The 24,966-nt window shown below is 34.3% G+C and carries 28 protein-coding genes; 13 read left to right on the top strand and 15 right to left on the bottom strand.

Annotated elements, in window-relative coordinates; genetic code table 11:
- The first annotated feature begins 31 nt into the window (after window positions 1–31).
- From ACEL90_RS00270 to hemA, 3 genes are all read left to right on the top strand, one after another.
- Complete coding sequence (locus tag ACEL90_RS00270) at window positions 32–1,999, top strand: host RNA manipulator TomO (RefSeq protein ID WP_423348963.1); 1,968 nt, start codon at window positions 32–34, stop codon at window positions 1,997–1,999.
- Window positions 1,924–2,658, top strand: coding sequence for a TomO hydrophobic C-terminal domain-containing protein (locus ACEL90_RS00265; protein ID WP_423348962.1), 735 nt, complete (start codon window positions 1,924–1,926; stop codon window positions 2,656–2,658). Before ACEL90_RS00270 ends, ACEL90_RS00265 begins: the two co-directional genes overlap by 76 nt.
- 64 nt (window positions 2,659–2,722) lie before the next feature.
- On the top strand, window positions 2,723–3,931 hold the full coding sequence (hemA, locus tag ACEL90_RS00260; protein ID WP_423349310.1) for a 5-aminolevulinate synthase: 1,209 nt from the start codon (window positions 2,723–2,725) through the stop codon (window positions 3,929–3,931).
- A 118-nt stretch (window positions 3,932–4,049) separates the two neighbouring features.
- Here hemA and ACEL90_RS00255 read toward each other — a convergent pair whose 3' ends face one another.
- The 4 genes from ACEL90_RS00255 to ACEL90_RS00240 all read right to left on the bottom strand — a co-directional run bounded on the left by ACEL90_RS00255 (window position 4,050) and on the right by ACEL90_RS00240 (window position 7,079).
- Entirely contained in the window at window positions 4,050–4,745 is a 696-nt protein-coding gene (locus ACEL90_RS00255; RefSeq protein WP_423348961.1) for an inositol monophosphatase family protein, read from the bottom strand.
- A gap of 8 nt (window positions 4,746–4,753) precedes the next feature.
- Complete coding sequence (efp, locus tag ACEL90_RS00250; protein ID WP_423348960.1) at window positions 4,754–5,320, bottom strand: elongation factor P; 567 nt, start codon at window positions 5,318–5,320, stop codon at window positions 4,754–4,756.
- A 62-nt stretch (window positions 5,321–5,382) separates the two neighbouring features.
- On the bottom strand, window positions 5,383–5,889 hold the full coding sequence (rimM, locus tag ACEL90_RS00245; protein WP_006279718.1) for a ribosome maturation factor RimM: 507 nt from the start codon (window positions 5,887–5,889) through the stop codon (window positions 5,383–5,385).
- A gap of 14 nt (window positions 5,890–5,903) precedes the next feature.
- Complete coding sequence (locus tag ACEL90_RS00240; RefSeq protein ID WP_423348959.1) at window positions 5,904–7,079, bottom strand: aspartate aminotransferase family protein; 1,176 nt, start codon at window positions 7,077–7,079, stop codon at window positions 5,904–5,906.
- A gap of 66 nt (window positions 7,080–7,145) precedes the next feature.
- Between ACEL90_RS00240 and ACEL90_RS00235 the strand changes: the two genes are divergently transcribed.
- The 3 genes from ACEL90_RS00235 (at window position 7,146) to recF (ending at window position 10,344) form a co-directional block, all read left to right on the top strand.
- Window positions 7,146–8,573: a sensor histidine kinase gene (locus ACEL90_RS00235; RefSeq protein ID WP_423349309.1), complete on the top strand. Its 1,428-nt coding sequence runs from the start codon at window positions 7,146–7,148 to the stop codon at window positions 8,571–8,573.
- A gap of 189 nt (window positions 8,574–8,762) precedes the next feature.
- Window positions 8,763–9,230, top strand: a complete 468-nt coding sequence (bcp, locus tag ACEL90_RS00230; RefSeq protein ID WP_264339215.1) for a thioredoxin-dependent thiol peroxidase — start codon at window positions 8,763–8,765, stop codon at window positions 9,228–9,230.
- A gap of 16 nt (window positions 9,231–9,246) precedes the next feature.
- A complete protein-coding gene (gene recF, locus ACEL90_RS00225; RefSeq protein WP_423348958.1) occupies window positions 9,247–10,344 on the top strand; it encodes a DNA replication/repair protein RecF in 1,098 nt (365 codons plus the stop codon).
- Between the two features lie 533 nt (window positions 10,345–10,877).
- On the opposite strand, the gene ACEL90_RS00220 is transcribed toward recF, so the two are convergent.
- Complete coding sequence (locus ACEL90_RS00220; RefSeq protein WP_265024241.1) at window positions 10,878–11,204, bottom strand: TrbC/VirB2 family protein; 327 nt, start codon at window positions 11,202–11,204, stop codon at window positions 10,878–10,880.
- Window positions 11,205–11,340: 136 nt separating this feature from the next.
- Between ACEL90_RS00220 and ACEL90_RS00215 the strand changes: the two genes are divergently transcribed.
- Both ACEL90_RS00215 and ACEL90_RS00210 read left to right on the top strand, forming a co-directional pair.
- The gene (locus ACEL90_RS00215; protein ID WP_155969484.1) at window positions 11,341–12,156 is read left to right on the top strand and encodes a YihY/virulence factor BrkB family protein; all 816 of its coding nucleotides are present in this window, start codon (window positions 11,341–11,343) and stop codon (window positions 12,154–12,156) included.
- Entirely contained in the window at window positions 12,143–12,898 is a 756-nt protein-coding gene (locus ACEL90_RS00210) for an SDR family oxidoreductase (RefSeq protein WP_423348957.1), read from the top strand. Before ACEL90_RS00215 ends, ACEL90_RS00210 begins: the two co-directional genes overlap by 14 nt.
- A 472-nt stretch (window positions 12,899–13,370) precedes the next feature.
- On the opposite strand, the gene ACEL90_RS00205 is transcribed toward ACEL90_RS00210, so the two are convergent.
- Window positions 13,371–13,532 carry a hypothetical protein gene (locus ACEL90_RS00205; RefSeq protein ID WP_238514577.1) on the bottom strand — a complete coding sequence of 54 codons (162 nt, stop codon included), beginning with the start codon at window positions 13,530–13,532 and terminating at the stop codon, window positions 13,371–13,373.
- A 138-nt stretch (window positions 13,533–13,670) separates the two neighbouring features.
- Here ACEL90_RS00205 and carB point away from each other — a divergent pair, with 138 nt between their 5' ends.
- From carB to ACEL90_RS00185, 4 genes are all read left to right on the top strand, one after another.
- The gene (gene carB, locus ACEL90_RS00200) at window positions 13,671–17,105 is read left to right on the top strand and encodes a carbamoyl-phosphate synthase large subunit (protein WP_423348956.1); all 3,435 of its coding nucleotides are present in this window, start codon (window positions 13,671–13,673) and stop codon (window positions 17,103–17,105) included.
- 164 nt (window positions 17,106–17,269) lie between these two features.
- The gene (locus ACEL90_RS00195; RefSeq protein WP_080717592.1) at window positions 17,270–17,485 is read left to right on the top strand and encodes a hypothetical protein; all 216 of its coding nucleotides are present in this window, start codon (window positions 17,270–17,272) and stop codon (window positions 17,483–17,485) included.
- On the top strand, window positions 17,482–17,742 hold the full coding sequence (locus tag ACEL90_RS00190; RefSeq protein ID WP_010082049.1) for an IS110 family transposase: 261 nt from the start codon (window positions 17,482–17,484) through the stop codon (window positions 17,740–17,742). The genes ACEL90_RS00195 and ACEL90_RS00190 overlap by 4 nt, the downstream gene beginning before the upstream one ends.
- Complete coding sequence (locus tag ACEL90_RS00185; RefSeq protein WP_423348955.1) at window positions 17,693–17,992, top strand: hypothetical protein; 300 nt, start codon at window positions 17,693–17,695, stop codon at window positions 17,990–17,992. Before ACEL90_RS00190 ends, ACEL90_RS00185 begins: the two co-directional genes overlap by 50 nt.
- A 258-nt stretch (window positions 17,993–18,250) precedes the next feature.
- On the opposite strand, the gene ACEL90_RS00180 is transcribed toward ACEL90_RS00185, so the two are convergent.
- The 9 genes from ACEL90_RS00180 to ACEL90_RS00140 form a co-directional block, all read right to left on the bottom strand.
- Window positions 18,251–19,231 (bottom strand): SGNH/GDSL hydrolase family protein, encoded by a 981-nt coding sequence (locus ACEL90_RS00180; RefSeq protein WP_423348954.1) that lies wholly within the window; start codon window positions 19,229–19,231, stop codon window positions 18,251–18,253.
- 140 nt (window positions 19,232–19,371) lie between these two features.
- Window positions 19,372–21,324 (bottom strand): RNA polymerase sigma factor RpoD, encoded by a 1,953-nt coding sequence (gene rpoD, locus ACEL90_RS00175; protein WP_423349308.1) that lies wholly within the window; start codon window positions 21,322–21,324, stop codon window positions 19,372–19,374.
- A gap of 138 nt (window positions 21,325–21,462) precedes the next feature.
- Window positions 21,463–21,774: a cation:proton antiporter subunit C gene (locus tag ACEL90_RS00170; RefSeq protein WP_423348953.1), complete on the bottom strand. Its 312-nt coding sequence runs from the start codon at window positions 21,772–21,774 to the stop codon at window positions 21,463–21,465.
- Window positions 21,771–22,190, bottom strand: a complete 420-nt coding sequence (locus ACEL90_RS00165) for a Na(+)/H(+) antiporter subunit B (protein ID WP_006279705.1) — start codon at window positions 22,188–22,190, stop codon at window positions 21,771–21,773. The genes ACEL90_RS00170 and ACEL90_RS00165 overlap by 4 nt, the downstream gene beginning before the upstream one ends.
- The gene (locus ACEL90_RS00160; RefSeq protein ID WP_015589497.1) at window positions 22,183–22,710 is read right to left on the bottom strand and encodes a DUF4040 domain-containing protein; all 528 of its coding nucleotides are present in this window, start codon (window positions 22,708–22,710) and stop codon (window positions 22,183–22,185) included. Before ACEL90_RS00160 ends, ACEL90_RS00165 begins: the two co-directional genes overlap by 8 nt.
- A gap of 1 nt (window position 22,711) precedes the next feature.
- The gene (gene mnhG / locus ACEL90_RS00155; protein WP_006279703.1) at window positions 22,712–22,999 is read right to left on the bottom strand and encodes a monovalent cation/H(+) antiporter subunit G; all 288 of its coding nucleotides are present in this window, start codon (window positions 22,997–22,999) and stop codon (window positions 22,712–22,714) included.
- A gap of 6 nt (window positions 23,000–23,005) precedes the next feature.
- On the bottom strand, window positions 23,006–23,251 hold the full coding sequence (locus ACEL90_RS00150; RefSeq protein ID WP_007548527.1) for a monovalent cation/H+ antiporter complex subunit F: 246 nt from the start codon (window positions 23,249–23,251) through the stop codon (window positions 23,006–23,008).
- A 28-nt stretch (window positions 23,252–23,279) separates the two neighbouring features.
- Window positions 23,280–23,675: a DNA-directed RNA polymerase subunit omega gene (gene rpoZ, locus ACEL90_RS00145; RefSeq protein WP_151807669.1), complete on the bottom strand. Its 396-nt coding sequence runs from the start codon at window positions 23,673–23,675 to the stop codon at window positions 23,280–23,282.
- Window positions 23,676–23,735: 60 nt separating this feature from the next.
- Complete coding sequence (locus ACEL90_RS00140; RefSeq protein ID WP_423349307.1) at window positions 23,736–24,032, bottom strand: helix-turn-helix domain-containing protein; 297 nt, start codon at window positions 24,030–24,032, stop codon at window positions 23,736–23,738.
- Between the two features lie 436 nt (window positions 24,033–24,468).
- Here ACEL90_RS00140 and purE point away from each other — a divergent pair, with 436 nt between their 5' ends.
- Window positions 24,469–24,960, top strand: a complete 492-nt coding sequence (gene purE, locus ACEL90_RS00135; RefSeq protein WP_423348952.1) for a 5-(carboxyamino)imidazole ribonucleotide mutase — start codon at window positions 24,469–24,471, stop codon at window positions 24,958–24,960.
- The last annotated feature ends 6 nt before the right edge of the window (window positions 24,961–24,966 follow it).

Here is a 24,966-nt window from a genome sequence, read left to right as displayed (position 1 = left end):
TTAGAGAATGCAATACTTGCAAACTTTCCTGATGGTTGTGATAGGTCGTTTACTAGAGTTAAAAGATGAAGATTCATATGGTATCATTCCTAAAAACTTAACTTTTGCTGAGATTATAAATATCTTAAATCAAGCTATACAAGAAGATAATTGTGAAGAATTAGACAAGGTTGTACAAAATATTGAAGATTATGAAGGCAGGTCTATTACGCTGGATAATGAAAATCTCAAAGATTTCTGTTCAAATCAACTTAATTTGGAGTTACAAAACGGAAGCAACCATCAACATATATATTCAAATGTACTATCACAATATAAATTTGATCAAGAGGGTTTCAAATATGATTATTCAGTAAAAGAATTGGTACTATTGGCAATTGCAGCTAATGACAAGCTAGTAGAGCAATATCAGGATTTTCTTTTTGCTGAAGGAAATTTAAGTCTTTTACCTCTCCTTGTTGGTGGTCAAAAATATATTGAAGCTTTTATAGAAAAATTCCATGGTACCGATGGAGTTTATGGAAGATTAAAAGATCAAACTATACAACTTGTCGAACCTAATAAGATTGGTTTTTTCTCAGTTATAGCATTAAGAAAAGAGCAAGAATTATTAAATGCAGTTTTTGTCGAATACGTTTTAAGAGATTTTGGACAGGTGTTAAAAACAAGTAATCCTGATTCTTTGTATGGTGTGCTTGAAACAGCGTCTCTGATCAAAAATGAAGAATTCATCACGATAGTGCTGGGTGCATTTGAAAGATATATTAATAAGCTAACTAAAAAAGCCTCAACAGAAGAGTTATTAAAAAAGAGTTTTGTTACTTTATTAGAAACTGCGATAAGCCAGGAACACACATCTGTCATTGAATACCTGTGCAAACGATACACTAATAGTGCAGATCATGCCATTTACGATGTATATGAACAAGCATTTGCGGATGATAAAGTTATTACAATACTAGGGCAACAAATCCTGAAAAATATAGGAGCTCGTGGCAGAAAAGAAATTTATGATTTAATTCTGAAAACTGCATTGGATGCTGGTAATATTGCATTTATCGAGCACTTGTGTGAAAAATGTGCTAAATGCAGCAATGATGTTATCGGCTATCTCAATCAAAAATTTAAAAATAACGAATTTGATAACATACACGAATCAATCCTCATTGCATTGTCTAATGTTGAATACACAAACACAGACGTTATAGTCGAGGTGCTTTTTTACACTAAAGAAATCCATCAAAACGTATCACATAATGAGCAAGTGATTAGGCCGGTCATACAGAATATACTGAAAAATGCAACACACTACTCAATAGGCCAAGAAGATTACTCCTTAGTCAAGGAAGTATGTTACTTATACACAGAAGAGGGTGCAATTAACGTAATTTTTCAAGAGGAGTGTAAGATTTTTAAATCTAGCATAGAAAAGCGCATAGAAGATCTGGAAAAGGAAAACAAATTATTGCAATCTGAAGCTTTACGTGAATATAACAGCCGTCTTCCAGGTATTGTAAATGGATTAGTTCAGACTGCTTGCATAGTGTATGATGAATACACTAAAGATCCAAAAGACAATAAACGTCAAAAGAATATTGATCTAATATTCAGTTTAATGCAAATTAGAAATATTCTGCAATTTTCTATTGATGTGCAAAAATATTCCTGTCATGAACGTCAAGATTTGTGGGATGAAATGTGCCAAACTCCTGGAACTTTTATAATACGAAAAAGAAGTAATAACGTTGCAGATGAATTAGAAATTCCAGTTATAACAAGTGACATTCTATCAGAAAATCCAGGACTTGAAAGTGCTGGCAGTAAGCAGACAGAAAAAATATTGTGGACAGAGGAAAAAATATTATGGATAATGGAGAGAGCTCGACAGAAGAGCTCATTAGCAATAATTTTAAGGAGGGTGAAATGGGTGAAGGCAGCGAAAAAAAGGATGTTCCGCGACTTGCTGGTCCTGTTAAGAAAAAGATTAATAAACTTATAAGCAAAACCAGTACTAACTCAAGAGAAGAACTCGAAAATATTCTAAAAAGTAACTCTCCTACTCTTGTACTACAATATGTAAAAAATAAAGAAGGTCCCTGTAAGGGTAAAGTAGAAGAAATTGTAAAAGAAATTAAAAACCATAATACAAAACAAGGTAATGTTAATATTTCACTGAACAACAATTTGCCAAATTCAGGAGACCAATCTACAAGTTCTAATAATACCGGAAGCAATAGTGCACTTACCACAACTCCAGAAATTACGGGTTGTGAAAAGAAGTTGGGGGTAAGTGAAGTTTCTTCGAATGCTGACAATGTGTCTACAATTGGAGGTGTTATTAACAGTAAGGAAAAGCCTGCAGCAGTAGAAAAAACTAGTGCTATAAACAATCAATCAACCTCTATTACTGCAACACAAAATACGCAAAAGAGTAAGTGGCCTACCATAGCTACATGGACGTTAGCAGTAGCTGGAGTTGTTTCAGGAGTAGCTATTGCAGTTTATTTGGAAATGCTAGCTGCAGGAATAGCAGTTGGAGCTTGTTGTCTGGTTGCTGCTGCAGTTATATACTGCTGTACACCTAAAAGCCAAGTTGAAAACAACAAGGTTGACAAACCTTTCAACACGAAGGAAGCATCTACTACCGTATCTGTATAATAAATATTGTAGTTTACCATTTAATAATTTGTTATAATTGTATTAATTATTAGTGAATAAAAACTTGGTAAACTACGAAGAAATATTCTTAAACAAAATCAAAGATATAAAAGATGAGGGGCGCTACCGTGAATTTACGCACTTTGCGTCATTGCCAGGTAGGCTTCCCCACATTATGGACTATGAAAGAAATAGGGAAGTAATAGTCTGGTGCAGTAATAACTATTTGGGAATGTCACAAAATGAGAGTGTAATTGCCGCTATCCAAAATTCATCTGTTGGTGCTGGAGGAACAAGAAATATATCTGGTACAACAAAAGAGGTTGTTGAACTTGAAAAATCCTTAGCTTGTTTGCATAAAAAAGAGGCTGCTTTAACTTTTGCTTGTGGCTACCTCGCTAACCAGACAACACTTAGCACTTTATCGTCTGTTATTCCGGGCGTAGTAATTTTTTCAGACGAGAAGAACCATTCTTCGATGATAGAAGGCATAAAATCAGGAAAAAGGCCAAAACATATATTTAAACACAGTGATGTTAATCATCTAGAGCAGTTACTCAAGTCTATAGACAAAAAGACACCAAAAATAATAGCACTTGAATCCGTATATTCAATGGATGGCGATATAGCGCCGCTTAAAGCAATATGCGATCTTGCAGATCAACATAATGCAATTACCTATTTGGATGAGGTGCACGCAGTTGGCATGTATGGTTCACATGGTGGCGGAATTGCAGAAAGAGAAGGCCTGATGGATAGAATAACCGTTATTCAAGGTACACTATCAAAGGCTTTTGGAGTGATGGGTGGGTATATAGCGTCTTCAAAGAGCTTGGTAGATGTAATAAGAAGTTCCGCTCCAGGATTTATTTTTACCACTGCTATGTCGCCTGTTTTAGCAGCGGCAGCAAAGGCAAGCGTTGAGCACCTAAAATCGAGCAACATTGAAAGGGAAAAGCAAAAGCAAGTCGTTGAAAAAGTAAAAAACTCACTGAGAAATGCAGGAATTAACTTCATTCCAACAGAAACTCATATAATTCCAATAATAATTGGCAACTCAGAGTTATCCAAAAAAGCATCAAAATTATTATTTGATGAGTATGGAATATATGTTCAACATATAAATTACCCGACAGTTCCAAGAGGAACTGAGCGTTTCCGTATTACCCCTACACCTTATCATACCGATGAAATGATAGAGCATTTAACAGAATCTCTTGTAAAAGTTTTCGAAAAGTTGTCTATCTCTGTAGCCTGTTTATGCTACAGCTAGTACAGCCCTACGTCATACCGCGATTTATTCGCGGTATCTCAGCATGGATTCCGCTAACAAGTAGCGGAATGACGAGTTTTACGCTTATCAAATTGTAGGTAAACATAAATTACTTTAGCTATAGTTTTATATCTCCAGCAATGATTAGCCCGTTGTCTTCCGTTAGCCTTCCACCGCTTTCTTGCAGAAAAAGTCTACCGAGCAAGGCTTTATATTTGTTAACTCCAGAGTAAATTATTCCACTGTGCCTTCCTGCCGCAAGGTATGCAAAGCCTAAAATTGTTGAACCTATGGAGCGTACATTACTATTGCCAGGCAGCAATTTATTTAACAAATTACCACTTACATCTATTAGACCCCCTTCACGGCTTTTCACTCGCATTTTTACATGACGAGATCTAAAATCCTCAAGAAAAGCACCTTTCTTTTCTTCTGCCCAAAAAGTTTCTCCAAGAGCCGGAGCATCAATTACAGCCGCCACAACTTTATTTTTATGAATGAGACAGACTGATACTGCAAAATAAACCATACAACTGGAAAAGTTCTCCCTGCCCTCTATAGGCATAATAAACCAGGTATAAGTGTCATCTTTTACTTCTTGATCAGTATCATCTTCGGAAATAAACCCATAGTCTCGTTTGTAGTCGTGCAAGCAATCGTATATGGTTTGCTTGGATTTTGAATAAGTTTTATTAATAAAGTCTGCTGATTTAACATTAGAAATTTGCAATTCATTAAAATCGCGCATAAGCTGCCTGGAAGCATTACGCACAGAACCAAGCATCACATTAATTCGTGGTGATGAGATGGACATTCTTCTTTTTACTCTTTCACTCTTTCATAATAGCTGTCATCTGGAGTATATACTACAATTTTATCCTCTTCTTTTATAAACTGAGGCACGTTAACGCGCATTCCGTTTTCCAAAATTGCAGGCTTATAAGAAGCAGTAGCAGTTTGTCCTTTAATAACAGACTCTGTTTCTTTCACAGCAAGTGTAACATAATCAGGCACATGCGCAGAAATTATTTTGTCTTGATAAGCTACAACTTTAATTTTCATGTTATCCTGTAAATAAATTTTTTTTTCTCCCAATAAGTCCAAATTTATAGTGATTTGCTCGTAATTACTTGGATGCATAAGATTTACAATGTTTCCTTCAGTGAAAAGGTAAACATATTCCTCTTCATCTAAAATTGCCCTTCTGATTGTTGCATCAGAACGAAATCTTTCATAGTGTTTTGCTCCGGTTTTGATGTTTTTCATTTCGGCTTGTATGTATGCACCACCTTTACCAGGTTGAGTATGTATAATACCTACAACCAAAAATAATCCGCCGTTATGTTCCAACACCTGACCTGGTCTAATATCGTTAGCTCTTTCTGCCATAATTACATTTTCAGTTTGATCTTACAATTATAAATAGCTTTATATAAATATCAAAGTCTTTATTAGTCAATAAATTCTGGTATATTTAATACTATATACCTCCCCTTTATATTTATATGTGGAAATATCTCTTTAGTGAAAGACAGCATAATACGTTTTTTTGTGCTGATAACTAAAATTTCTAATATATCCCCTGAGCCGAAATTATACACAGATTTTACATAGCCATATAATTCATTACTTTTCAGCCTTACTTCCATATCTACAAGGTCACTTTGGTAAAATTCATCCTCATCATTTAGCTCTGGTAACTTGCTTCTTTCTATATATAGCTTCTTATTCCTTAAAAGCTCTGCTTCATTACGGGAATTTACTCCGCTTATTGTAGCTATTACTAAATTATCACCTATGACGGATACTGAGTCTATTTTATAATTCTCATCACCACTTATTAGCTTACCATATAAGGAGATATTTTCAGGCTTTTCAGTAAAGGTTTTTACTTTAACAGCTCCTTTAATTCCGTGAGGAGAGGTAATAATTCCTAAGCATACCAGATTGTCGTTCATATTAATGCAAGTATCTAATCAGAAGATTTCTCAGATAAATATTGAGTCAAAATCTCGATGCCTTCATCAATCTCTTTTTCAGTGATAATGAGTGGAGGTAAAATTCTCACAACATTATCTGATGTTACTCCAACAGTGAGTAAACCACGATGACTTAACTCTTCTGCAAACTTTTGATTGTCTGCTTTCACTTTTATTCCAAGCATTAACCCTTTCCCTCTCACTTCTTCTATTATTGAAAATTTACTTGCTAAGTTTTCTAGTTTATTTTTTAAGTATTTACCTCTAATTTCAACATTTTTCAAAAAGCCGGGGCTGAGCAATTCTTCGAGCACAGCATTACCTACTGAGGTTGCAAGCGGATTGCCACCAAAAGTGGAACCGTGCATACCAACTGCCATATATTTAGCAGCCTTTTCAGTTGCAAGACAAGCCCCCAGCGGAAACCCCCCGCCTATTCCCTTTGCAAGAGCACATATATCAGGTTCCACTCCTATATGTTCGTATGCGAATAATTTTCCTGTCCTACCAGCACCGCATTGTACGCAATCAAAAAATAACAATATGTCATTTTCATCACACAGCCTTCTTAGTTCTTTCATAAAGACTTCATTCATTACTTTGATACCACCTTGCCCTTGTATTGGTTCTATTAATATAACGCCTATACCACTTGAAATTGCTTTCTTTACGCTCTCAATATTGGGCTCGATGTTATCACACCAATCAATGTAGGGATTTAGTAATTCAGAAAATTTCTGTTTATCGTTTGTAGCACAAGTTAAAAAGGTTCTTCCATGAAATGCACCATGAAATGTTAAAATTCTGTGACGATTTTTATTGCCTTTTCCATTTTGATAGATCCTAGCAATCTTAAGTCCACATTCTACTGCCTCTGATCCAGAATTTGAGAAAAATACAGTGTCAGCGAAACTATTGTTTATTAATTTTTCTGCAAAATTATTGGCAGCAGGTATATTATAGGTATTTGATATATGCCATAATTTTTCTCCTTGCAATTTAAGAGCACTAATTAATCGTGAATTGGTGTGACCTAAGCTACTAACGGCTATTCCGGAGTGAAAATCTACGTAGCGCTCACCATCAACATCATATAGGTAGATACCTTTGCCATGAGAAAAATTTATATTAACAGGAGAATAAACTGGCAAAATAGGAGAAATTGTCATAAAATATTATATGCTAAATTTTATTATTAATAACATAAAAGCCGTTGTTTCGCAATGAGTAAGGATATGTATAAGATAGGTAAATTAATGTTTTCTGCACTGGGGAAAAACAAATACACAAAAGTTATCGCATTATTCTCATCAATTTTTATGATTTTATTCAGTGTGATATATTGTAATTATTTACTAAGGAGTAATTTCCTTTCTTCTTACCGTGATTCAAGTGTAAACTTAAAAAGCGTACTGGAAAATGGCACAATAAAAAAATACCATTATTTACTAATAGAAAAGCATCACATTAAATACAAAAATTTTGACTACATAAACCAACTAGTAAAACTACGTGCTGAATTATTACAATCAGTGAGCAAAGTAAAGGATTTCAGCTTAATACTGTATGATCAAAACGGCAGAATAATATTCAGTAATTTTAACACTCAAGATTATGATTATGAACAGTTACTTACAAACGATGAAATTGATAAACTATTAAGTAACCAAGAAATATTTTATACTACAGGAAATACATTAACTTCTATTTTCCCTATATTCCATGAAAATAGCGTTAAACCGTCGTTTTTTTTGAAGATTCTTCGGAACTACAATAATTCTTATGTTATAGCATATGGCCTGTTTTTAACATTTTTGGGCCTATTATTAATAATCTTAATATTAATAATGTTCTATTTGCACTTTTCTAATACCCAAATGCTAGCCAAGCAACATAAAACTAACATTGAATTACAGCAGATAAAAGAGACATTAGAGCAAGAAAATGCAAACAAGCTAAAGTTTTTTGCAAGCGTTACACATGAATTACGCACACCTCTTAATGCTATTATTGGATTTGCGGAGTTGATCAAAAATAAAACTTTAGGTTCAATGGATAATTCTCAATACAAGGAGTATGCAGACGATATATATAATGCAGGAACACACTTACTTACCTTAATTAATGATGTGCTCGATTTTTCTAAAGCTGAATCAAGTAGTTTAACAGTAGAAAAAGTGAAGTTTAACCTGAACAAAATAATGGATTCATGCGTAAATATGCTATTACCTAAATTAAAAGAAGCCGGGATTAATTTAAAAAAAGAGATGACTAATAAACAATTATTAGTCATTGCAGATCCCAAGAGAATGAAACAAGTTATAATAAATTTATTATCAAACTCAATCAAGTTTACTCCCAAAGATGGTTTAATAAGAATGGTGATAAAAGAAAATATAGAAAAAAACTTATTAACTATTGAGTTTCATGACAATGGAATAGGAATAATGCAGCAGGACATATATAAAGTTATGTCTGTTTTTGGCCAAGCAGATTCGGGGTATAGAAACGAAGGTACGGGCATCGGATTGCCGCTAAGCAAGAAATTAGTAGAGTTAATGGGTGGAACTTTTGACATTAAAAGTGAAGCAAAACTTGGTACTACGATAACATTGAACTTCTTTTATGAAGAACAAACATGTGAAGATTCGATTGATTTTTGATAGGATCTATTTGATATGGCCTTACATCAGACGAAAACCACACTTTATCAAAAGCGGCAAGCCGAGAAGGTAGGCAGAAATTCATCAATAAGCCCCCATCAAGAATCTTATCTGTTAGCTATATATAAAATTTGATACTCTGACTACAATATACTACTATAGATAGAAGTGTTATTAATGGAGCAAGGTATGGAATTAGCGGTAGGAAATAATGCACCCGATTTTAGCTTACTAACAGATTCTGGTGAAAATTTATCACTGAGTGAATTTTTTGATAAAAAAAATGTAGTTCTTTATTTTTATCCTAAAGACGATACTCCGGGTTGTACAATGGAGGCAAAAGGCTTTAGAGATAAAATAGATGATTTTTCTTTCCTTGACACAGTGATAATTGGTGTATCAAAAGATAGTGTTAGATGTCACACTAACTTCAAAGCAAAATATTCTCTGCCGTTTTCTTTAGTTTCTGATGAGAATGCTGAAATGTTGGGAAAATATGGTGTTTGGGTAGAGAAAAGTATGTTTGGCAAAAAGTATATGGGAATAGAACGCACTACTTTTTTAATAGATAAAAAAGGTAAAATAGTGAAGATCTGGAAAAATGTAAAAGTTAGTGGACATGTTGATGAGGTTCTGGAAGAAGTAAAGAGAATATAAACTAAAGAATAGGTTAATGGCTACCCGTTGCTACATAAAAAAGCTGAAATTACATAATTTTCGTAGCCACTCAAACTTTGAACTGGATTCAGATGATAGCTCAGTTGTAATAACTGGCAAAAACGGTATTGGTAAAACTAATATACTTGAAGCAATCTCGTTGCTTGCTAAAAGCAATGGAATGAAAAAAGCAAAAGCCAGTGAGATACAAAATAGATTCAGTAATGAAGATTGGGCAGTGCACTATGATTTTTTTAATGGAATGGATTTTAATTCAATTGGTATCGCAAAGAGTTTTGATAAGAAACTAATACAAATTGATGGAAAAACGCAATCAAGTTATTCATCTCTGTATAAGATATCCAATGTAATATGGCTGATTCCACAAATGGACTATGTTCTTCTTAATTCTCCAAGTGACAGATTAAAATTTTTAGACCGTATAGTCTCACTGTTTGAGGAAAATTACACTTGCTGCTACATGAAACACAGAAAAGCTAAACGTGAGCGAAGTAAACTGTTGAGAGAGAACACCTTGGACGAAAATTGGCTCTCTAGTCTTGAAAACATAATGGCTGTTAATGCAGTTAGTATTTTACGTATGCGATCGTCTGTTTTAAAAGTATTACAAGACACAATTGATAACCATTCCAGTGAGCTTTTTCCAAAGGCAAGTTTGAAATTCAGCAGCCAGCTAACTTTGAACGATACTGCAGAATATTTTCAGAATCGTCTAAAGGAAAACAGAGAAAAAGACTCATTGACTGGTAGAGTAACCTTTGGTGTGCATAACGATAATTTTCGGGTTTTTTGTCAAAAAAGAAACGTACCAATAAATCTGTGCTCCACTGGAGAACAAAAATTATTACTGCTTTCTATTATTTTATCCAGTGTAAAAGCAAGGTGTATTCATTACAATAAGGCACCACTTCTTCTGCTTGACGATATAATGTCTCATCTGGATAAACATTACAGAAAGGCGTTAATAGAGGAAATGTTAAGTATTCAATGTCAAACTTGGATAACTGATGTAAATCAAGATAATTTTAATAACTATCTTTATTCTTTCAAGTTTTTTGAATTATCAAATGAATTAAATGCAAAACTTCCTTGACAAACCTCGCCAGCCCCCTTATCATGATACTGAAGGTATTCAGTTATCTTCATCTGTGCAGATTAAACAGCAGGAAAACAACGTAGTTGGCGTCTTATTTTTAATTTTTTACACTGTGTGCACCTTATGTCTTCACAACATTTCTGGGTTTTTACCTATATAAGCTGAAACGCGCTTATAAGTCGTTTAAGACAGTATAGTGCGCCGATTTTGCAGGATTAGAGAGTGACAACTAGCTAACACGGGGCTTCTTTTGCCTTTTTTTTTATTTGGTAAATTTCTTAATATTCATAGCTAAACGACAACCGTTATTCCGCTACTTGTTAGCGGCTGAGATACCGCGAATGAATCGCGGTATGGCGGTTCGCGGTGACATGACGATAAGCCTTGTCATTCTAGCGCGTGGCGCTGGAATCCAGACTTTAACTGATATGATTACAGAAAGAGAATTTATTAGGTATTCATAGACACTGAAAGTGGTCAGCTTGACCACTTTCAAGTAAAGAAAACTATGTTTATGCCTCCAATAATTTCTATGGATGATTCTTTACTGCACCGTCTTCACAAATCACACCTCCTGGTGTTATTTTTGAAACGACTACAGGAGCGCCAAAAAACACAGCAGTAAATGCACCGAGTGCAAAAAGCGCTGGCCACGGCATTCTGCCGAATATTGCAAGCAACGCTGCACCAATTATCACTATTGTGATCATTGGGCCACCTATGCCGTGAGTATAGCCTATTATCTTGCATATCACCGATGATGTTGTATCATTTGTATCAACAAAAGTAGTAGGAGGAGCATTTGCATCAAATGCAAAGGAGAGAATTAATGCCACAAGTAGAAGAAAATTTTTCATTATGCCTCCGATAATTTCTATTTAATGCTGGATTATCTACCATTTTGATTAAATTTAAGTAAATGGTGAGGATTTTTTTGCTTAAAAGTATCCTTTATTTCATTTAGAATACTTTTCTTGGTTCGTTTATATTACAGTGCTACAGAAATTTTACAGCATCGTTTATTGTCTTTATCGTGCTTTGATTGACACAATTTATAATGATGGAGTGGAGCATGCAGGGTATTTATCATTTTTAATTCTGTTATCAATATTTCCTTTTCTCATCGTTTTAATGGCTGTGGCGTCAACATTCGCAAATTTTTTAGACCAGTACAACATTGGCTGGGTATTTATCATTGATAACATGCCACAGGATATTTTATCATCTTTGATGCCGCGTATTAGGGAGATAATATCAGGCCCGCCGCAAAGCTTACTAACTTTAGCAATTGTAGGTGCTGTTTGGACCGCTTCATCGACAATTGAAGGGCTTAGAACAATACTCAATAAGGCCTATAAAGTTCCGGTTTCGCCGCCTTATATATTAAGAAGAGTACTAAGTATATTACAATTTTTAGTAATCACGCTTATTATAACTCTAACTATAGTGTTTTCTACACTAGTACCAATGCTAATTGATTTTTCCTATCAGGGGCTAAGTTATACTAGGTATTTACTTATTGAATTTGTACTTTTCACAGTAGTCTCTTGGCTATATTTTATGTTACCAAACATAAAACAAAATTTATCAGACGTATTTCCTGGATCTTGTGTAGCTGTTATTCTTTGGACGATTTCTGCTTCAGCTTTTAAGCAATATTTAAAAGCTTCCTTTGACCAACTGGATTTGATATATGGAAGTTTAGGTGGTGTTGTAGTGTCATTACTATTTTTTTATATGCTAAGTTTGATTTTTATATATGGAGCAAAATTCAATTTTCAGCTAAAATATTTCAATGGATCTCGCTAAGGAGAAAGAAATGGGTAAGTTAGAAGGTAAAGTAGCTTTAATCACCGGGGCTTCAGGTGGAGTAGGCTCTGCTGTTGCAAAAAGGTTTATAAGAGAAGGTGCATGTGTGATTCTGATTTCAAGATCTCTTGATAATCTCAAGCCACTATATAATGAAATTGAAGAGCTTGAAGAATTTAAAGAAGGCTCTGTGAAACTAATTCAGCTTGATCTTTTAGACTTTGAGAATGTAAAGATACTGACAAACATGATAGAAAGCCTGAAATTATCAGAATCTGGAGCACTTGATATATTAGTTGCGTGTGCTGGAATTTTAGGCAAACTGAACCCCATTCATGACTGTGAGATTGAAGAGCTACAGAACGTAATGAATACAAATTTTACTGCCAATTGGTACTTACTAAAAAACTTAGATCCAATGCTAAAAAAGTCTAATGCTGGAAGAGCGATATTCATGACCTCAGAAGTGACACTTTCTCCTTCCTCTTATCCATATTGGATGCCGTATGCTGCAAGTAAAGTTGCACTAGAAATAATGGTGCAGATATATGCATCTGAGACAAAACATACAAAATTATGTGTAAATGCTGTATACACGGAAGGACCTGTGGGTAGTGAGCAGGCATTTCCTGGATCTGAATTGGTGTTACCTGATAAACTAACAGATAAATTTGTGGAATTAGCTTCTGAAGACTGCAGCATATCAGGAAAAATCTTACCGCTCAGCAAATCTCCCGAATAAATTACCATAGTATCTGCAAAGATACCGTTAAGCCCACAACTGTATGAACATTGTGATTTGAGAGTAATCTCCACTAGGAAGGATGTCATCCCAGTGCCTCTATGGTGTCATTCCAGTCTGGAATCTAGTCTTTATTATGCAGCCACTTATTTAAAGTTAAGTTTTCTGGATCCCAGACGGCTTTGTTGCATCGCTAGCTATGATGGATTAAAGATAAAAAAGATAGGGAATATCAGTAGCTTATTATTCTGGTATTTATAACAAGAACGGTCAATGAATACCTAAATTTGAGTAAAAGAAATTTCACTACCATTTACCAATCCGGCTAAAATTCAAGAATTTCAATGCTTTAGCTATTTTCAATAGAATTAAATTTATTAATATAAATAACAAATTACTATTCTTAAATTTGATCAGATTGATTGCAAAAAAAACAAGATTTTCAATAGGTTGCTTATAATCCTAACTATAGTTAGCCTTTCATAAGTAGCGATGCAACAAAGCCATCCCAGACTGGGATGACACCTCTGGGCACTGCCGTCATAAAGGAACCAGTGTCAGCTACTTGAATGACATCATTTGCTGTGCAATTTACCTTCAAAAATGAATGTTTGTACAGCTGTGTGTCAAGCACTGGAATCTGCCACGCAAATTGCAATGTTCGTACAGTTATGCGTCAAGCCTAAAAGTAATTAGCTAATAGGTTTAATAAAAATTCACATATACAGGAAAGATTGGTAACATTACTTGAATAGAGACCGTTATTGTAATTATGCCGAAACGCACAGATATAGAATCTATATTAGTAATAGGAGCAGGCCCAATAGTTATAGGTCAGGCATGCGAGTTTGATTATTCCGGAACGCAAAGCTGTAAAGTATTAAAAAGCGAAGGTTATAAAGTCATTTTGGTTAACTCCAACCCCGCAACTATAATGACAGATCCTGAGTTTTCTGATGCGACGTATATTGAGCCGGTACTGCCTGAAATCATAGAGAAAATTATAATTAAGGAGAGGCCAGACGCAATATTGCCAACAATGGGCGGGCAAACAGCGCTCAATTGTGCAATAAAACTTGCAGATGATGGAGTGTTAGACAAATACAACGTAGAATTAATAGGGGTAAATAGAGAAGCAATAAAAAAAGCAGAGGATAGAGAGTTATTCCGCCAGTCCATGGATAGAATAGGACTGAAATACCCCAAAAGTATCATTATAAAAAATCAAGAACAAATAAAAAAGGCTTTGGATTACGTTGGATTACCAGCAATCATTCGTTCATCATTCACTCTTGGTGGCGCAGGTAGTGGCATAGCATATAATAAAGAGGAGTTTTTTAACATTGCAGAAAGTGCTCTTAAAATTTCGCCAATAAATGAAGTTCAGATAGATGAATCAATTATCGGCTGGAAAGAATATGAAATGGAAGTTATCCGCGATTGTAAAGATAACTGCATAATAGTCTGTTCGATAGAAAATGTTGATCCGATGGGAACGCACACTGGGGATAGCATAACTGTTGCTCCTGCTTTGACTCTGCGTGACGTAGAATACCAACAGATGAGAAATGCATCTATAGCAGTGCTGAGAGAAATTGATGTTAGTGCCGGTGGTGCAAATGTTCAGTTTGCAGTGAATCCTAAAGAAGATGGAAGCCTCGTTGTAATTGAAATGAATCCAAGAGTTTCTCGCTCTTCTGCACTTGCTTCGAAAGCAACAGGCTATCCTATTGCAAAAGTTGTAACTAAACTTGCTATTGGCTATTCGCTCGATGAAATACGTAACGACTGCGCTCCAATAATACCAGCAGCATTCGAACCAGTGATTGATTATATCGTCACTAAAATCCCTCGATTTGAGTTTGAGAAATTTAAGGGGACGAATTGTGAATTATCAACTTCCATGAAATCAGTGGGAGAAGTGATGTCTATAGGCCGCACTTTTAATGAGTCACTGCAGAAAGCTTTTCGTTCACTTGAAACTGATCTTACAGGACTTGATGAAGTATTTCCTGAGAACATTGATATTGATCACGTAAAATCTCAATTAGCAAAATTGCTACCAAACAGATTACTGATTGCTGCTGACGCAATGCGCCACGGAATTAGCATAGAAGAAATAAATTCGATTACAGGATATGACTTATGGTTTCTGCAAAATATACAGCAAATTATATTAACTGAACAAAAAATCAAGGAAAATGGATTTCCTGGAACTGCGTACGAAATGTTAGAGCTGAAAAAAATGGGATTTTCAGATGCAAGATTAGCAAAGTTAAGTAGTAGACCTACCTCTGTCATCCCAGTGCGTGACACTGGGATCCAGCCAGCGTTACACGCTGGAGATCGAGTAAAACAAATCGAAGAAATAAGAAAAAAATTTGGCATTAAACAAGTTTATAAACGCGTAGACACCTGTGCAGCTGAATTTGAATCAAGCACTGCTTATATGTATGGTTGCTATGAGGGTGATGTTGAAAATAAAACGGAATGTGAGGCGAATATTTCTGACCGAGAAAAGGTTGTCATTTTAGGAAGTGGTCCAAATCGCATTGGTCAAGGTATCGAGTTTGATTATGCATGCGTACATGCAGCTTCTGCCGCCAAAGAAATGGGGTATGAAACAATAATGATCAACTGTAATCCCGAAACTGTCTCAACTGACTACGATACCGCTGATCGTTTATATTTTGCACCACTCATTGCAGAGGATGTGCTTGAAATACTAAGTAAAGAGCAAGAAAATGGCACACTGGTTGGTGTAATAGTTCAAATAGGTGGTCAAACACCTTTAAAGTTAGCCAAAGTGCTTAACGAGAGAGGTTTCAAAATTTTGGGAACTTCGTTTGATTCTATTGACCTTGCAGAAGATCGCATGAGGTTTAAAAATCTTGCTTTGCAACTTAATTTAAAACAACCTGAAAATTCTATCTGCCATTCAGTAGAAGAAGCGTTAACCAACGCAGAAAAGGTGGGGTTTCCACTAGTAGTCAGGCCATCATATGTCCTTGGCGGTCAGTCTATGTCGATTAGACACGATACTCAGAGCTTCAAAGAGTATGTCTTGAATCAAACCAAAATTTTTGAACACGGATCGCTGCTTCTTGATAAATTTTTAGTCAATGCAGTTGAGGTTGACGTTGATGCTGTATGTGATGGGGAAAAAGTTTTTATTGCAGCGGTCATGGAGCATATTGAAGAAGCTGGTATCCACTCTGGTGATTCAACATGCTCAATACCGACAAATACATTGAGTGACGAAGTAATAAAAGAGATCGAGCTCCAAACTGAGAGAATAGCTCTTGCACTAGAAGTGAAAGGTCTGATAAACATTCAGTTTGCTGTTCAAGAGAATAGACCTCTTGCAGAACCTGTTTGTGATGAGAAATCTTTAGGAAAAGTGCAGATGAGCACCACAGAATACTCGAATGTATTTGAGGAGCGCAGACAAGCTTTGACGACAAAATTGCCTTCAGAAATCGAGTTATGCAAGAGGTCTAGTGATGTATACATACTTGAAGTGAATTTAAGGGCTAGTCGAACCGTTCCTTTTATTTCCAAGGTAATCAATATTCCTATTGCAAAGCTTGCCACTCAGGTTATTTTGGGTAAAAAATTGAATCAGGAAAACAAGCCTTTCAATCATTTTGCAGTTAAAGCTGCTGTTTTTCCATTTACCCGCTTTGCAGGAGTTGATACTTTACTTGGTCCTGAAATGAAATCAACAGGAGAAGTGATGGGAATTGACTCATCATTTGAAGCTGCACTTGCAAAAACGCACATGGCTGCAGGATACAAGTTACCAACAGAAGGAACAGCTCTGGTTTCAGTAAAAGATGATGATAAAAAGTATATATTGCCAGTTGCACGAATGTTGAAAGAACTGAGTTTTGAAATATATGCCACCAAAGGCACAGCTTCGTATCTGAACAATAACGGCATTGCTGCACAAGCTGTAAATAAAGTAAGAGAAGGCAGACCCCACATAGTTGATATGCTCAAAGATGGAAAAATAAATCTAGTGATTAATACTTCAAAAGGTGTAAAGTCAGTCTCAGACAGCAAAGATATCAGGAGAACTGCTATTTTGCAAAATATAGCTTACAGCACCACAGCTTCCGGAAGTAAAGCGTTAGTGCTTGCAATTCAATATGTAAAGAATAGCAAACTGGAAGTGAAATCATTACAGCAGATACAAAACGTTTAAATATCAAAACTAGAATAATTCACTCTCAAAATGCTAAAGAGAACATAATAAAAAGATGGAAATTTTGAAGGAAATAGTATACCTAAAGAATCAACTAGCGTAATTGAACAGCCAAATGCTGCAACGAATGCTCCACAATCTCACCTAGAGGACACTTCCCTTATATGTTAAGAACAAGTCTTTATAAATATCAAAGTAGTGAGATTAAAGACACACAGAGAAGAGGAATCGTCACGCCCCTTGATTATAAGAATCGTTGTTCAGCAAGGTTCTCTTCTCTGGTTTATTATACTGAAAGTTCCGAACAACTGATTGAGCTTTTAGGCTCGTATATAAGGCTGGAAAATGCAGTATATGTTATTATTACGGAGGAATTATGAATTCATCAAACATTATTGCTGGCATTGATGTTAGCAAAAGTAAATTAGATCTCCACATTCACCCACTTGAGCATTATAAAATATTTGAAAACAATGTACAATCCATTGATGAAATGCTGGACTTTTTACGTTTGCATAATGTAACCAAAATTGGTCTTGAGGCAACTGGTGGATACGAAAAATTATGTGCCTATACTTTACTAAGCAATGGTTTTGAGGTGTACGTCATTCAACCAAGGTGGGAGAGACTATGCTAAAAGCCTTGGTATTACTACAAAAACTGATGAAATAGACTGCAGTATCATCTCACGTTATATTAATAATACAGATATGCGTGTTACCCCTTTAACAGTTAGTAATGGTAATATTGATTGCTTGAAACAAAAATTATCTCGTAGAAACCAACTTGTAGAAATAGCAAAAATACAAAAAACCCAAATCCAACAGGTAACTGATACATCTATAATCAAACAAATAGAGGAACTTCTTGCAATTTTACGTAATTAAATTAAAACTTTAGAAGATGAAATGATTACATTTATCGATCAAAACCAGGAGCTTAAAAGAAAATATATATCAATAACTATATAGTAGCGGGATGACGGTTTTTCAAATTATCGGTAAATCTAAGTCAGTTTAGCTATAGGCAGCAATTTTCTGTATTTATTTTAAATTGAAGAAAGCTCAAATGAAAGATCGTGTTTTGCTAAAAATCACAGAATGCAGTCTGGTTACTATTTAAAAGGATATGTTCAAAAAACTGTGTCAAATCAACTCATACACTTCATTACCAACTTCATGATGAAGTTCCGCAGTTGGATGGAAATAATCAAAAAAGAAATAATCCTTTAGTGTTTCTTTGCTACACCCAGGGTTATAGTGAACGTCAAGTTCCCCTTTAAATATCAACTTTAAGAGTATTTTTATATTTTCTTTAAATCTCCCAACTTGGTCTGCAATGTTCGATGTGCATGCATCTTGACAATTTAAACCTTTGCTCTTGTATTCGCTAAACATACTTCTCATTTTAGAGTTAAGATCAAATGCTTTTATTTCAAGATTTGTACTTTTCTTCATATAATCTAAGCCTTTAGCCAGTTTTGCATTGAAACTCTCCGTGAGCTTTGTAGCTAGTTCCCTTGCTTCTTCATCTCTATTAAAAGCTGGTATTGAGCCAACTTCAGGTGCATTTGCAACAACTACATGCTTAACACCATGTTCATTTAGAATCTTAAGTGCATTACATATTTCACTCACTGCTTGTTCCAACACTTCTTCCGCTTTAGTATCGTCATAAGCAGTGGCAACCATAACATCATTTCCGCCGATTATGATGCAAAATAAATCTTCTTTACCTATATCTGGGTGATGTTTAATTACCGCATCTAGCTGGTTAGCTAAACGAAATTTATTGAAGAAATAAGAAAAAATAGGGTCAAAAATTTCAGATGCTGTTGCATATGAAACTGCGTAATTCTGACCTTGCTGTTCGTGGCATCTCTCAAAAAATGAATAACTCCACCCAGGTTTAAATTCATCTAAATCTAAATATTTTGCTATATATTCAACAGCAGTAGGGCCATTGCTAAAAGATCTTCCTTGATAAAAAGGATCATCAAATTTTACGCTTTTTGCAAAGGATAAATTATTTAAAATTCCAATGATTGCGCCATTATCGGATAAGCTATCACCCAGAACATAAAAATTTCTATACTTTGAATTAGAATTGTCATTTTTGTTTGTCATAATATTTACCGTAGATTAGCATGTTGTTTCATTAGATTCATAGGAAAAGAAAAATAGCGGTGAAATTATACAACTTTGGCCTAACTTGCTCTCCACTTTTTCCGGGCAAAATCAGCTTCTTCTTAACTTGACACGTATACTTAAAAGAACCCTCTAAGTTTTCTAGCACGGCTTGGATGTTTCAACTTGCGCAGTGCTTTTGCCTCTATTTGCCTAATTCTCTCACGTGTTACATTAAAAATTTTTCCTACTTCTTCTAAGGTATGTTCCTTCCCATCTTTACCAAGGCCAAAACGCATTCTTAAAATTCTTTCTTCCTTTGGTGTTAAAGTTGCAAGAACATTGGTTGTAATGCCACGCAAGTCAGCAAGTATTGCAGCATCCTCTGGCCTGGAGACTCGCTTGTCTTCTATACAATCACCAAAGGTACTACTATCATCTTTTCCTGTTGGAGCTTCAAGACTTACTGGATCCCTTGCTATTTTCATAACTTTGCGTATTCTTTCCAGTGGCATTGTCAGTTCTACACTCAATTCCTCTAACGTCGGCTCTCTTCCCATCTCATGAGTCATCTTTCTTAATGCTCTGTTGATTTTACTGATAATTTCCACCATATGAACTGGTATTCTAACTACTTTAGACTGCTCAGGTATTGCTCTAGTGATTGATTGTCTTACCCACCAAGTGCCATAAGTTGAAAATTTATATCCACGTTTGTAATCAAACTTATCCACGGCCTTCATAAGACCAATATTGCCTTCTTGTATCAAATCAAGCAGATCAAGGCCTCTTTTTGAATACTTCTTAGCAATGGAAACTACTAGCCTTAAGTTAGCCTTAATCATTTCTTGCTTTGCTTCAGAGACTTCTCGTTCGTGTTTTTGTATTCTCTTGATTAGCTCCTTAAATTCTTGTACGTTATCTTCCTGTATATGCTGCTTAATACCGTTCAAGGTACTAGCTATATGTTCAGAGTTATCGTCTATAAACCTTAAAAATTTGTTTTTTAATTCACCTGTAAAAGAGGACTGATTTTCATTGATCTTTAAAAGACTTATCTTTTTCAATTCGTGCTTTAAAAGCACGTCATCATAAACTTTATAGAAACTTTCTTTATCGATATCGTATTTTCTAGCCTCAGGAATAAGATTAGCCTCTTCAAGCGTAATGGATCTATTTATCTTATAAAGTTCTTGTGTAATTCTGGCAACAGCAGCATCACTTAACTTAATTTGTAATGCTATAGACCATATTTGATTATACAAATTTTCTAGCTCATTAGAGAAATTTTTAGAATTCTTTCTTAATATCAACGCTTCATTTGTTAAAGTAATTATCTCATCCAATGCAACTATGACCTTTGGCAATAAGTCACTTTCCATTTCAAGAATAGAAACATTTAAATTGACTGAACTTATATCTTCATTATTACCGTCTTTCTCATCATCACTTTTTTTACTATCTTTCTCATCATCACTACAGTACTCAGCATCTTCAGAAACATCCTCAGAATCCTCAACATCTTCAGCGCTTTCTTCACTCTCTTCACTTTCTTCTTTGAGTACCACATTAAAATCAGAGTTATAAATTGCATCCAGATCTATAATTTCTCTCAGTAAGAGAGCTCCATTACTTAAATCATCACGCCATACTTTTATCACCTTTAATGTTACTGATGTTTCAATTATTGCACGTAACATGTTATGCTTTTCAGATTCAATTTTTTTTGCTATCTCGATTTCATCTGCCCTTGATAAAAGCTTTACGGAGCTCATGTCTTGTAAATAAATCCTCACTGGATCATCATTTTGTACTAAAGTTGCAGTAACATTTGGCGATGTGTCATCATCATCAAGTTTACTATCATCACTGTTGGAAGGAATATCTTCTTCATCTTCGCTACTTTCAAGCACATTAATTCCGGAATCCTGCAATAAAGATATAGCATCATCTATAAAGTCAGACGAAAAATTTTCATCTGATAATTTATCATTTATATCATCAAAGGTGATAAAACCACCCTTTTTTATACTCTTAGTTACCAGATCTTTGATAATTTTTTTCTTATCTTCTGCATCATTAATAGTTGACATCATTACCTTTATAGTTTATAATTTTATTTCTTATTAACAAACAAACTTACAACGAGCAAGTCTATAATTTTACTTTTAACTTGTGGCTATTTGTTACTTCATATAGTTTAAGATACTGTTAATTTATGTACACTTGTCTTAATCGATTGTTCCATACTTTTCTTCCATTTTTACTGCTATGGATAATCCAACTGAAAATGTTGCAATTCCAACCACTATAGCAGTAAGCATTAAAACATGGGGTATAGGATTGCTATATGAATAAAAATTTGAAACCAATACAGGAGGCAAGGAACTTTTTATATATCCTAGAGATATGTAAAATAACAAAACAGATGCTTGGAAGACGCTTACCCCTATCATTTTCTTGATTAAATTTTTATCGTTTATAATAATATATAAACCTAGCGCCATTAATACAATAATAATCGTATAATTATATAAAGTCATTGTTTTTTCCTACGAGCAAAATTTATATATATAATTAACATAGAGGAGCAGACAGTAAATGCTACACCTAATTCCACCAAAAAAATACCTAATTTTTGACCGGTTCTATTATTGGTTAACAAGATATCATAAGATAAAAAATTTTGGCCAAGTAAAGTTGTTGCAACGCCCGTTCCTCCATAAATTAAAATACCTAACACGTTAGTCAATCTAATCACAGAATAAGGTATTGCTTTTAGAGTTGTAGATACACCAAATAGCATTGAATATAATATTATCCCGGAGGCAATAATTATTCCTGCTTGAAAACCTCCACCCGGAGTGTAATCACCGTGAAATTGTATGTATAAACCAAATAAAATGATAAAAGGTATCATCAAAAATGTTACTGCATTTAATATCGGATCTTTAATCATTTTCTTTTTCTTCTTTTAATATCAACGTTATACAAAGCGCAGCAGTAAAAACTACTATAGTTTCTCCAAACGTGTCATAACCACGAAAGCTTGCCAAAATAGCTGTCACTATATTAGGAATACCGGTAGCTTTTTCGGTATTTTCCACATAATAAGGAGCAACATGCAAGTGGATCGGAGCATTGTGGCTGCCAAAATCTGGCAATTGAATCATAAAATATGACAAACATACAGCCAGAAATAACATAAAAAAAAGCGTTATAGGGTTATGAGATAGATTTACTTTATGATTCTTTATCAAGGAGAGTGCTGCAAACGTAAAAACTGTACTGAGCCCCGCACCAACAGAAGCTTCAGTAATTGCAACATCAGGTGCATTCATAATTAAGTATATAAGCGCAATCAGTGAACTAAATACACACATTAGAACAGCACTTACGACTAAATGTCGCGAGAAAACTATAAAAACCGTAACTGTTAGTAACAACAAAAGTAACACTACATTTAATATTTCTAACACCTTAGCCTTCTTTAACAGTTTTTTTCTTAACTTTATAATGAGTGCGCGCTAAAATATAGCTATTAGTTGAGTTAGCTACCCATATTATAAAAATTAATAATACTATTTTAACAGTATTGATTGAAAATCCATTCTGCAAAGCAAAACCAATTAACAATAACGTTGCACCGCTAGAATCTGTAATACCTGCTGCATGTAACCTAGTATAGAAATCAGGAAATCTGATCACCCCTATATTTGAAATAATTATCAAACAAATACCTAAAAATATGAAAATGGATCCTATCATAAATTATCAAAACAACATTAATCTCATTAGTGCTATAGTTGATATAAAGCTAACGCTAGCATACAACAATGCTATATCAATTAAAAAAAAATTATTCAGAATGATTGATATTGCTGTTATAAGTACAACTACTTGCGTTGAGAAATTATTGAACGCTAAAACCTTATTGTACACATCATTTGACTTAGACACTATGCAACACAACATTACACTCATACAGAACAACAGTGTATAGATAGCAATGCAAATCATTTAAAGACTATGTAACTTCAGTAGATTTCTAAACGGATACTTCTTCATCGCCATCTTGATCATTTATTTCATCATCCACTTCATAATCTTGGCTTTCTTGACTTGCATCAAGATCTGTGTTATCAGAAAAATTTAATAAATTCGCTAGCTTACTTGTATTACTGCTGTAAACATTATTCATATTTCCTTTCATGTATTCCTTGCATCTACCTACCAAAAGGCTAAACAGCTCATGAGTATCCACCTGTTTTCCTGCTATTTCATGTAAGGAAACTATGGTATTTTTATGACCTTTAAACTTAGCTGCTTGAATTGGATTACTTGCCCCTGTATTTAAATCATGTGTTCTTTGACTTGCCAACAGAACCAATTTGAAACGGTTACTTACCCGTTCTATACACTTTTCTACAATAGATTCAGCCATAAGATACTACCTTAATAAGTTTTATACTATATCACAAAAAACAAGTTGTCAACTTTGTATCTATTGCGATTCAACTCCATGTTTTACTTTTTCTGCCTCAGATTTTATTTCTTGGCTTTCTGTCATCGTGATTGTTATCTCATGATCAAGTTTTTTTAGAAATCCTAACAATCGCTCTAAAGAAAAACCACCTATTTTACCATTTTTAATTTGCGATACCTTTGGCTGATCAATACCAAGTTTCTCAGCTGCAAAAGCCTGAGTCCAAGCATTTTTTTTTATAATTTTATTTATTATATAAAGCAACTTTGTTTTTATTCCTGCACTGTCTAAGTTATTTAACGATATTATTTCCATAATTCTTACACTCACATATCAATTAACTTTATTAAATATTATAACATAATATTTAATATACCAAGATATTAATATCATGTAACTTGTCAATAATTATATGATATCAATATTTAAAACTTTAAGTTGATTATATATTAATATTTTTATCAAATTTCTAGTAATTTTAAATTACCATTTTATCATCAGTCTATCTGAAAAAACCATTTATAGAAAGAACAAGCTAAGATTACAAAGCTTGAAATACAAAAATAATTATTTTATAAATTTATCTTACATAAGAAGTTTATATCTCTATATCTTAATATAAATATTTATTTAAATTTTTAAAATTTCTATTTTAACGAGAATTCTATATATTATATTTATAATATAATTTAAATATTTGTTGCTTTTTAGCTGGAACATTATTTAGTTAGTAAGTAAAATTGTGTTGAATATGACAAAAATAAAAAAAGATGTTGCTGTTATTATGGGAAGTGAGTCAGATTACACCACTATGATCCATACTGTTGATATGTTAAAAGCATTAGAAGTTTCACATGATATATTCATAATATCTGCACATAGAACACCAGAAAGGCTCTTCAATTTTGCTAAATCTGCACAAGAAGAAGGTTTTAAGGTTATTATAGCTGGTGCAGGAGGTGCAGCTCATTTACCTGGTATGGTTGCGTCACTAACTTGTTTACCAGTTATCGGCGTTCCTGTGCATAGTAAACAATTAAATGGGCTGGACAGTCTACTCTCTATAGTTCAAATGCCAAAGGGTGTTCCAGTTGCAACCATGTCTATAGGAGAAAATGGAGCATATAATGCTGCCATTACTGCCGTATCTATATTGTCAATTTCCAACAGTGAAATTACAGGTAGGTTAAAAAAGTGGAGAGAGAAACAGACCAAAGAAGTAAAAGAGAAACCAGTTTCATAATAAATC

Source organism: Wolbachia sp. wLmal (assembly GCF_049435495.1).
In the GTDB taxonomy this organism is placed as follows: Bacteria; Pseudomonadota; Alphaproteobacteria; order Rickettsiales; family Anaplasmataceae; genus Wolbachia; species Wolbachia pipientis.
The sequence above is the reverse complement of the archived record's forward strand: the minus strand, read 5'-3'. Positions and strand labels throughout refer to the sequence as shown.